Raw genomic sequence first — 9578 nt, forward strand, 5'->3', positions numbered from 1 at the left:
CGAGATCATTCGGTCGTGCTGTGTTGCGAATTGCTGAAGGAACTCGTGACGTCCGCGCTGGCCTTAATGGCGGGTAAAGCGGATCACTCGAATGCACGGCAATGCTGTCAGTCGATCAGGACTTCCTCGTCCGGCAGCTCGCCTGGCGCGCCGTCGCGCAAATAGCTTTCGAGGATGCCGGCCAGCGACAGCGGCGTGAGGCGCTCCTCCGCGCGGGATAGATCGGCGATCGGCCACCAGCGAAAGCAATCGAGCACCTTCGCCTCCGTCTTGTCGCTCATCACGGGCGCGAATCGATCCGTGTGGACGATCCGGTATTCTTCCCTCTGGGAGATCCGCCGGCCGCCCCAGTTGAAGATGTGATGACGCCGCCAGACGGCGGGACCGGGCTGAAAATCGACCAGCCCCAATTCCTCGGCCAATTCCCGTTGCAACGCTTCTTCCGGCGCCTCGCCGGCCTCGATGCCGCCGCCGGGCGCGATCCAGAAACAGTCGTGGCCGTGCGGCGGGCGAATCCGGATCAGCAGGACTTCGCGTTCACCGGTGATGATGAGCGCCCTGACGGCGCGGCGATGGATCATGTCTCGGTGCAATTTTGATGCGGCTTTTCAATGCGTTTTCTGGGGGGTGCTGATATCACGCGCCGGCCAAACGTGCCGCGCCGCCGATGGTTAATCGCGTCTTAACCTCGCCCTATCTATGGTGATTTGATCGGTTTACGGTCGGCTCCCCTCACCCCCGATCGCAGTGAAAGTGCTGGCATTTCAACCATGGCAATGACCGCCTCATCCGGCTTGGCGCAGGGCGCCGGCGATGTCGCATCCGCCGGCCAAGCCGAGCGTTCCCCGTTCTTGCGTACAACCGAGCTGCTGGCGCCCTATCAGCCAGCCAAGCCCTTGATTACGCTGTCGTTAGGCGAACCGCAGCACCCGGTGCCCGAGTTCGTCGGGCCGGTGCTGGCCAAGCACACCGCCGAGTTTGGCCGTTACCCGATCGCCAAGGGCATCGAGCCGTTTCGCCGCGCGGTCGCGACCTGGCTATCGAGCCGGTTCCAATTGCCGCGGCCGGTCGATCCCGAGAGCGAGGTGATGGTGCTGAACGGCAGCCGCGAGGGGCTGTTCTTTGCCGCCATCACCGCGTCGCGCTATGTCGCCGCGCGCAAGGGACGGCCGGCGATCCTGATGCCGAATCCGTTCTATCCGGCCTATGGCGCCGGCGCCCGCGCGGCCGGCTGCGAGCAGATCCATCTGCCGACCACGCTCGCCAACGGTTTTCTGCCCGATCTCGATGCGATCGACGAGGCGACGCTGGCGCGCACCGTCGCGTTCTTCATCGCCTCGCCCGCCAATCCGCAAGGCTCGGTCGCCTCGCGCGCCTATTTTGCGCGGCTGAAAGAGCTCGCCGACCGGTTCGGCTTCATGATTCTCTCCGACGAGTGCTACTCGGAGATCTACACCCGCGAGGCGCCGGGCAGCATTCTCGAATGCGCCGGTCCCGACTTCAGCAATGTGGTCGCGTTCCAGTCGCTGTCGAAACGCTCCAACCTGCCGGGCATGCGGGTCGGCTTCGCCGCCGGCGACAGAAAGTTCCTCGCTGCATTCCACGAGCTGCGCAACGTCGCCGCACCGCAGGTGCCGGTGCCGCTGCAGCATGTCGCGGTCGCCGCCTATAGCGACGAGGCGCACGTCGAGGAAAATCGCAGGCTCTATCGCATCAAGTTCGATTTCGCCGACCAGATCCTCGGCAACCGCTACGGCTACAAGCGTCCGGCCGGCGGCTTCTGCGTCTGGCTCGACGTCTCTGACCGCGGCGGCGACGAGGCGGTGACCGTCAGGCTCTATCGCGACGCCGGCGTTCGCGTGATTCCCGGCAGCTATCTGGCGCGCGAGCAGAACGACGGTTCCAATCCGGGCGCGGGCTATATCCGCCTTGCGCTGGTCTCCGACAGTGAATCGACGGCCGAGGCGATGCACCGCCTGGTCGAAACCCTGGGTTAATCGCGAAGCGCGAAGATTGAGTATGCCAGCGATCGAACGTGTCATCCCCCTGGTCGGCCATCTGCCGCTCTCGTTGCGCGAAGCGCTGGCGCGGCGGCTGCGCGAACTCACCGGGCTCGGCCTGATTGCGCTGTCGGGCGCCATCACCGCTGCGCTGATGACCTGGTCGGTGCAGGATCCGTCGCTGAGCCACGCCACCTCGCGCGCGATCCGCAACGTGCTCGGCTATCCCGGCGCGATCGGCGCCGACCTGCTGATGCAGATTCTCGGCCTCGGCGCCATCATGCTGCTGCTGCCGGTCGCAGTGTGGGGCTGGCGGATGCTGACGCATCGTCCGTTCGACCGGGAGGCATTGCGGCTCGGCTGCTGGATCCTGTGCACGGTGATCGCGGCGGGTTTTGCCAGCTGCTGGCCGCACAATACGTCCTGGCCATTGCCGACCGGGCTCGGCGGCGTGGTCGGCGACGCGCTGCTGCGTGCGCCGGCCGTCGTGTTCGGGCCGCCGGGCTTCATCTATCGCGTCGTGCTCGGCCTGATCCTGTTTGTCGCGATGGCCGCGAGCTTCCTGTTCGCCTGCGGTTGGGGCGCCAAGGAGCAGGACGAGGAGCTGACGCCGATCTCTGACGACGACGAGCCGTTCGTCGAGGACGAAGACAACGACCGCAGTTCGGTCTCGCTGGGCTGGCTGTTCCACGCGCTGATGAGCGCGAAAGCGCGGCTCGGCTGGCTGTTCTCGACCGCCTACAAATCGCTGGTCTCGAGCGGATCGCAGGGCCGCACCGCTGCGTTCGAGCGCCAGGAGCCCAATATCGGCGGCGGCCGATCGGCGCCCTCGATCGCGCCCGCCCATGACGAGGACGAAGACGAGACCGAGGCTTTCGACGACGAGGAAGCAGAGGATGACGAGGAGGAAGCTCCCGTCGCCCGCGCCCCGCGCAAGAAGGCCGAGCCGAAGCCGAAGAAGAAGAATTCCGACAAGTTCGAGCTGCCGTCGGTCTCGGTGCTCAGTGCGCCGAAGGCGAGCGATCGCCAGCCGCTGAGCAAGGCCGAGCTCGAAGCCAATTCGCGTTCGCTGGAAGGCGTGCTGCAGGATTTCGGCGTGCGCGGCGAGATCGTCAAGGCCAACCCGGGCCCGGTGGTCACGCTGTACGAGCTGGAGCCCGCGCCCGGCATCAAGTCGTCGCGCGTGATCGGATTGTCCGACGACATCGCGCGTTCGATGAGCGCGCTGTCGGCCCGCGTCGCGGTGGTCGCCGGCCGCAATGCGATCGGCATCGAACTGCCGAACGCGCATCGCGAGAAGGTCTACCTGCGCGAGCTCCTGGTCGCGAAGGAAAGCGTCGATTCAGTTGCGAAGCTGCCGCTGTGTCTCGGCAAGACGATCGGCGGTGATCCCGTCATCATCGACCTCGCGCGCACGCCGCATATGCTGATCGCCGGGACCACGGGCTCCGGCAAATCGGTCGCGATCAACACCATGATCCTGAGCCTGGTCTACCGGCTGCGTCCGGATCAGTGCCGCCTGATCATGGTCGACCCGAAGATGCTCGAACTCTCCGTCTATGACGGCATCCCGCATTTGCTGACGCCCGTTGTCACCGACCCGAAGAAGGCGGTGGTCGCGCTGAAATGGGCCGTGCGCGAGATGGAAGAGCGCTACAAGCGGATGGCCAAGCTCGGCGTGCGCAACATCGACGGCTACAATGCGCGCCTCGTCGAAGCCAAGGCCAAGGGCGAAGAGCTGACGCGCACCGTGCACACCGGCTTCGACAAGGAGAGCGGCAAGGCGATCTACGAGGAAGAGAAGCTCGACCTCGAGCCGCTGCCCTACATCGTCATCATCGTCGACGAAATGGCCGACCTGATGATGGTCGCCGGCAAGGACATCGAAGGCGCGGTGCAGCGCCTGGCGCAGATGGCGCGCGCCGCCGGCCTGCACGTGATCCTCGCCACGCAGCGTCCGTCGGTCGACGTCATCACCGGCACGATCAAGGCGAACTTCCCGACCCGCATCGCCTTCCAGGTGACGTCGAAGATCGACAGCCGCACCATTCTCGGCGAGATGGGCGCCGAGCAGCTGCTCGGCCAGGGCGACATGCTCTACATGGCGGGCGGCGGCCGCATCAGCCGCGTGCACGGCCCGTTCGCGTCCGACGAGGAAGTCGAGAAGGTGGTGCGTCACCTCAAGACGCAGGGCCAGCCGGAATATCTCGAAGCCGTCACCGCGGAAGAGCCGACTGACGAGGACGGCGCCGTGTTCGATGCCACCGGCATGGGCGGCGACGGCGGCGGCGATCTGTTCACGCAGGCGGTTGCGATCGTCAAGCGCGACCGCAAGGCGTCGACCTCCTACATCCAGCGCCGGCTGCAGATCGGCTACAACCGCGCCGCCTCGCTGATGGAGCGGATGGAACTTGAGGGCATCGTCGGCCCGGCGAATCACGCCGGAAAGCGCGAAATCCTGGTCGGGGAGGAAGAAGGCCAGTTCTGATCGGGGCGATCATCATGGAAAAACCATATCTCCCTCGGAAGAGGCGGGATAAAATCCGGCAAAGCGGGACGAGCGTCGAACAGAGACCTGACATATCTGATGGCAAAACATCTCATTGACCGCGGCGCGCGCACTGCGCTGGCTCTTCTCGTCACCGCCGCGATCGCCGGCGGCGCGACCGCGCAGAATGCGCCGGCGACGCCGAAATCCGTGGCCAACGCCGGACCGAAGGCTGCGCCGAGGGCCAAGGACGCCGGCGCCCAGAGCAATGCGGACAAGGGCCCGACCACAACAGGCGCCACCCAGGCACCGCCGGACCCGGTGATTCCCGATCCGCGCCGCAACGTCCCCGCCAACATCTTCCAGACCTTCGACGCCAACCAGAAGGCGCAGGCCGCCAAGGTCTCGGCCTATCTGTCGTCGCTGCAGACGCTGGTCGGAAATTTCGTCCAGGTCGGCCCCGACGGCACCAAGACCAAGGGCGATTTCTACATCCAGAAGCCCGGCAAGCTGCGCTTCGAATATGACAATCCGAGCACCATCGAGGTGATCGCCGACGGCTCGTCGGTCGCGGTGCGCGATCGCAGGCTCGCCACCCAGGACATCTATCCGCTGTCGCAGACCCCGCTGCGCTATCTGCTGTCGGACCGCATCGACCTGATGAAGGACACCAACGTCGTCAGCGTCACCGCCGACGACGTGTTCGTCAGCATCACGATCGAGGAGAAGCAGGCGCTGGTCGGCACCAGCCGCTTCCTGCTGATGATCGGCGCCAAGGACGGCAAGCTCAAGCAGTGGACCGTCACCGATCCGCAGGGCTACGACACTACCGTTGCAGTCTACAATCTCGACGCGACGCAGAAGCCAGATCCGGGGCTGTTCAAGATCGACTTCACGACCTATCCGGGTTCTTCGCCGGGCTAATCGAGATGCGTAGGGCGGGCAGAGCGCAGCGAAACCCATCGTCTTCGTGCCGCGCATTGAGATGATGGGTTTCGCTTCGCCCTACCCATCCTGCAAGCGCTTGCTTGTGGACAAAGCGCCGACCCGCACCGAGAACCGTGCTAAGACGCACCTCTCATGCGGTTCTCCGTCACCACCTGGAACATCAACTCGGTGCGCCTGCGCATCGACATCGTCGCCAAATTCCTGAAGAGCGCGCGGCCGGATGTGCTGTGCCTGCAGGAGACCAAATGCATCGACGATGCGTTTCCGCTGAAGCGCTTCAAGCGGCTCGGCTATGAGCACGTCGCGCTGAACGGGCAGAAGGGCTATCACGGCGTCGCCATCGTCTCGCGCCTGCCGTTCGAGACGACCGACATCCGGACGTTCTGCGACAAGATCGACTCGCGGCACATTTCAGTTTCCTTCGGCGAGAAAGCTCAGCTTTCAAAACCGCTGGTGCTGCATAATTTCTACGTGCCGGCCGGCGGCGACATTCCCGATCCCGCGCTCAACCCGAAGTTCGAGCACAAGCTGCAATTCCTCGACGAGATGAAGGCTTGCGAGCCGCTGCATCCGCGCGGCGACGACCGTCACATCCTGGTCGGCGACCTCAACGTCGCGCCGCACGAGAACGATGTGTGGTCGCACAAGCAGTTGTTGAAGGTGGTCTCGCATACGCCGGTCGAAACCGAGAAGCTGCTCGCAGCGCAGGCGCATGGCGAATGGTTCGACATCGCGCGCGAGCGGATTCCGATGTCGGAAAAGGTCTACACCTGGTGGAGCTATCGCGCGGCGGACTGGACCGTCGGCGACCGCGGCCGCCGGCTCGATCACATCTGGGTCTCGCGCGCGCTGAAGGATCAGGTCAGCGACTTCAAGATCACCCGCGACGCCCGCAGCTGGGAGCGGCCGTCGGATCATGTGCCTGTCACGGCGGTGATGGAGCTTTAAGCGCGGCGTCAGCCTAAGCACCGTGATCCTGAGGCGCGAGCGGAGCGAGCCTCGAAGGATGAATCGGCCCGGCTGGTGGCCGTCGACCCTTCGAGACGCGCGCAAGAGCGCGCTCCTCAGGGTGACGGATCAATGAGTTGTCGACGCAACGACAGCGACTAAGTGCTCAGCTTCCCGCCCGCTATCAGGATATCGCTGGCCAGCTGGCTCGTCCGCAGCGCGAGCTCGTCGCGGAGCCGGCGGGCAGCGGCCGGATCGCTTTCCAGCACGCGCTGGAACAGGCTGCGCGCGACGCGGATCACCGAGCCGCGCTCCAGCGCGGTCGCGGTCGAGGGCCGTTTCATCGCGACGATCAGCGCGAGCTCGCCGATCAGCGCGCCGGGACCGGCGATGATCTCGGCGCCGCCTTCCTCGACCCGGAACGTGCCGCGCTGCACGACATAGCCGGCATCGGCCGTGTCGCCGGTCTTGAACAGCACCTCGCCTGCGTTGAAATCCCGTTGCTCGGAGCCGATCGCCAGCATGCGCAAGGAGCTGTCGCCCAACAGACGCATCGTCGGGACCTGCTCAAGCAGGGCTACGTCATCATCGATCGACATTCAGGGCCGGTAACCGCGGTGCGCCTCGACTTCACGAATCGTTGAGCGCGAAGCGTATCACGGCACCAGCTTGTAGCCACCGGCTTCCGTCACCAGGATTTCCGGATTGGCGGCGTCCTTCTCGATCTTCTGGCGGAGGCGGTAGATGTGGGTTTCCAGCGTGTGGGTGGTGACGCCGGAATTGTAGCCCCAGACTTCCTGGAGCAGGGTCTCGCGCGACACCGGCATCTGGCCGGCGCGGTAAAGGAAGCGCAGGATCGCGGTTTCCTTCTCGGTCAGCCGCACCTTCCTGGCATTGGCGCCGGTGAGCATCTTCGAGCCGGGCCGGAACGAGTAGGGGCCGACCGAGAACACCGCGTCCTCGCTGGCCTCGTGCTGGCGCAGTTGCGCCCGGATCCGGGCCAGCAGCACCGCGAAGCGGAACGGCTTCGCCACATAGTCGTTGGCGCCGCTTTCGAGGCCAAGGATGGTGTCGGAATCGGTGTCGTGGCCGGTCAGCATGATGATCGGGGCCTTGAAGCCGCCCTTGCGCAGGCTGCGCACCACTTCGCGGCCGTCGGTGTCGGGCAGGCCGACATCCATCAAGACCAGATCGGGAGAATTGGCTTTGGCGGCAGTGGCGCCCTTGGCGCCGGTGTCGACTGCGGAGGCTTCGAACTCCTCGTGCAGGGACAGCTGCTCGACCAGCGTATCGCGCAGATCGGTATCGTCATCCACGATCAAGATCTTGCGGGCATTGGCCATAGGTACAATCCTTCGGGGGCGGGGCGGTCAGAAGCGGGGGGCGCTTATGGCCGTAGCATCGGCTAGATACGTGCTCAGGTAGGCCATCGTTACCGATTCACAAGGCAGCGCAGTCTACCTCAAATCCGGCGGGGCAGGACGTGAATGTCCTGTAATGCCGGGAGATAGAATGATCGAACCGTCCAAGGCAAGTTCAGTTTTGAACGATTCTTAAGGGAAGACCAGCTATTTCAATCACTTATATGACAGCGAAACGTGATCGCCCGCTCTCCGCCATCGAGGTCCGCAGCGCCGCCGGCGACCCGCGCCGAGGCTGGCTGACGGCCGATGGCTGGACCGTTCCCGTGGCACTCGGACGCGGCGGAATCCTCGCCAACAAGCGCGAGGGCGACGGCGGCACGCCGCGCGGCGTCTTCCATCCGCGGCAGCTCTGGTGGCGCGCCGACCGGCACCGGCGTCCGGTGACCTTCCTGCCGGCGCGGCCAATCCGCCGCGAGGACGCCTGGTGCGAGGACCCCGCCGATCGCCACTACAACCAGCCGATCCGGCTCGACCGCGAGCAAGGCGGCGACCGCCTGACGCGCGAGGATCACCTCTACGACTTCATTGTCGAGATCGACCACAACGTCGCGCCGCGCATCGCCGGCCGCGGCAGCGCCGTGTTCCTGCATCTGGCGCGGCCGAATTTCGGGCCGACCGCGGGCTGCGTCTCGATGACCAAGGCGTCGATGCTGCGGCTGCTGCGGCGGATGTCGCCGCAGACCAAAATCATCATCGGGTAAAATTCTCGAATAACTGAGCATCGGTTTTCCCACGCGACAAGCGCGACGCGTTTGTGCTGAGATTGCGCGCAACAGAAAAACATTCCCAAGAATGCTTCACGGGGGAAGCGAAAAACCATGCTCGACAACAACCAGATCGCCGCCGCTGCAAAAGTCCTGCACGATCACTGGCACGCCGGAACAAAACTCGCCGTGCTCGACAGCGCCATCCGGCCGCGCGACCGCGCCGAGGGTTACGCGGTGCAGGCTCAGCTGGAAAAGACATCGCGCGAAAAACTGTTCGGCTGGAAGATCGCGGCGACCAGCGAGGCCGGCCAAAAGCACATCAACGTCGCAGGTCCGTTGGCCGGACGCATCCTCGCCGAGACATTGATCGCTGATGGCGGCACCGCGTCGATGAAGGGCAACGAGATGCGCGTCGGCGAACCGGAATACGCCTTCCGCATGGCGCGCGATCTCGCGCCGCGCGCCACGCCCTACAGCGTACAGGAGGTGCTCGACGCGGTCGGCACGCTGCATCCCGCGATCGAGATTCCGGATTCGCGCTTCGCCGATTTCGCATCGGCCGGCGAGGCGCAGCTGATCGCCGACAATGCCTGCGCGCATCTGTTCGTGCTCGGACCTGCAACGTCAGCCGACTGGCGCGCGATCGATCTGGTCGAGCAGCGCCCGACCATCACGCTGCGCGGCGAGCGCTACACCGGCCATGGCAAGAACGTGCTCGGCGATCCCCGTGTGGCACTCGCCTGGTGCGCCAACGAGCTGCACGCGCTCGGGCTGACCTTGCGGGCAGGGGAAGTCGTCACCACCGGCACCTGCCATCCGCCGCTGCCGATTCAGGCCGGCGATGTGTTTGCAGCCGATTTCAGCGCGATCGGAAAAGTGTCGGTGAAGTTTAATTGAACTGCGCGCTCGCTGCACACACCGCTGTCGTCCCTGCGAAAGCAGGGACCCATATGTGGACGGCCCCCGTGGCACAAGAGCGTTCTGGGCTTGGTCGGATCGCTGTCATCCATATGTCCGGCCTGTTTGATGCGATCGTGTTGATCGCTGGGCCAAGATGGTTTCC

At 65.0% G+C, this 9578-nt stretch carries 9 protein-coding genes; 6 read left to right on the forward strand and 3 right to left on the reverse strand.

The features are described 5' to 3' along the window. Positions 1–107 precede the first annotated feature (107 nt). A complete protein-coding gene (locus AC066Y_RS37815) occupies positions 108–581 on the reverse strand; it encodes an NUDIX hydrolase (RefSeq protein WP_478278295.1) in 474 nt (157 codons plus the stop codon). A gap of 189 nt (positions 582–770) precedes the next feature. Here AC066Y_RS37815 and AC066Y_RS37820 point away from each other — a divergent pair, with 189 nt between their 5' ends. From AC066Y_RS37820 to AC066Y_RS37835, 4 genes are all read left to right on the forward strand, one after another. After that, positions 771–1997: an aminotransferase class I/II-fold pyridoxal phosphate-dependent enzyme gene (locus AC066Y_RS37820; protein WP_478278296.1), complete on the forward strand. Its 1227-nt coding sequence runs from the start codon at positions 771–773 to the stop codon at positions 1995–1997. Positions 1998–2013: 16 nt separating this feature from the next. Then, positions 2014–4488, forward strand: coding sequence for a DNA translocase FtsK (locus AC066Y_RS37825; protein ID WP_478278297.1), 2475 nt, complete (start codon positions 2014–2016; stop codon positions 4486–4488). A gap of 99 nt (positions 4489–4587) precedes the next feature. After that, positions 4588–5412, forward strand: coding sequence for an outer membrane lipoprotein carrier protein LolA (locus tag AC066Y_RS37830; RefSeq protein ID WP_478278298.1), 825 nt, complete (start codon positions 4588–4590; stop codon positions 5410–5412). 156 nt (positions 5413–5568) lie between these two features. Beyond that, positions 5569–6384 carry an exodeoxyribonuclease III gene (locus tag AC066Y_RS37835; RefSeq protein ID WP_478278299.1) on the forward strand — a complete coding sequence of 272 codons (816 nt, stop codon included), beginning with the start codon at positions 5569–5571 and terminating at the stop codon, positions 6382–6384. Positions 6385–6542: 158 nt separating this feature from the next. Here the strand turns inward: AC066Y_RS37835 and AC066Y_RS37840 are convergent, their stop codons facing one another. Continuing rightward, positions 6543–6983 (reverse strand): Crp/Fnr family transcriptional regulator, encoded by a 441-nt coding sequence (locus tag AC066Y_RS37840; RefSeq protein ID WP_176534510.1) that lies wholly within the window; start codon positions 6981–6983, stop codon positions 6543–6545. Between the two features lie 57 nt (positions 6984–7040). After that, entirely contained in the window at positions 7041–7727 is a 687-nt protein-coding gene (locus AC066Y_RS37845) for a response regulator transcription factor (RefSeq protein WP_016841446.1), read from the reverse strand. Between the two features lie 242 nt (positions 7728–7969). Here AC066Y_RS37845 and AC066Y_RS37850 point away from each other — a divergent pair, with 242 nt between their 5' ends. Further along, on the forward strand, positions 7970–8509 hold the full coding sequence (locus tag AC066Y_RS37850) for a L,D-transpeptidase family protein (RefSeq protein WP_478278300.1): 540 nt from the start codon (positions 7970–7972) through the stop codon (positions 8507–8509). A 117-nt stretch (positions 8510–8626) separates the two neighbouring features. After that, positions 8627–9412: a 2-keto-4-pentenoate hydratase gene (locus AC066Y_RS37855; RefSeq protein WP_478278301.1), complete on the forward strand. Its 786-nt coding sequence runs from the start codon at positions 8627–8629 to the stop codon at positions 9410–9412. Positions 9413–9578: the final 166 nt, after the last annotated feature.

It is taken from the genome of Bradyrhizobium sp. USDA3010 (assembly GCF_056429065.1).